This is a genomic window from Brucella grignonensis (assembly GCF_002252505.1).
GTDB classification, from domain to species: Bacteria; Pseudomonadota; Alphaproteobacteria; order Rhizobiales; family Rhizobiaceae; genus Brucella; species Brucella grignonensis.
Genome location: NZ_NNRL01000102.1, coordinates 1 through 483 on the forward strand (window position 1 = coordinate 1; position 483 = coordinate 483).

Here is a 483-nt window from a genome sequence, read left to right on the forward strand (position 1 = left end):
ATGAAGGCGGCGCGCGAGGTGTGGGAAGCCGCTGGTTATCGTGTGGTCGGTGGCGCTCTGGCTGGCAAGGCGACCGAGGGTCTGGAGAAAGAAGCCAGCATCGCCTCGCGCACCCTGGCGTCATGGGAGCTCGGTTGGAAAACTGGCCGAAGCATGCTTGACGACAAGACGGTGTTCGTTCTCGACGAAGCTGGCATGGTGGCATCCAAGCAGATGGCGACTTTCGTGGAAGCCGTCACCAGGGCAGGCGCCAAGCTCGTCCTGGTTGGCGATCCCGAGCAGCTTCAGCCGATCGAAGCCGGCGCCGCCTTTCGCGCCATTGTCGAGCGCATCGGCTACACCGAGCTCGAGACCATCTATCGGCAAAAGGAAGCATGGATGCGGGCAGCCTCGCTCGATCTGGCGCGGGGGCGGATTGAGCAGGCGATCTCGACATATACGAGTCAGGACCGGGTAATCGGCACAAATCTCAAGGCCGAAGCC

The 483-nt window shown here is 62.5% G+C and carries 1 protein-coding gene; it reads left to right on the top strand.

The genetic code is table 11. From position 1 onward, the window contains the following. Positions 1 to 483 (top strand): AAA family ATPase (locus tag CEV33_RS01365; RefSeq protein WP_167388086.1); only part of this gene is annotated, 483 nt, incomplete at both ends.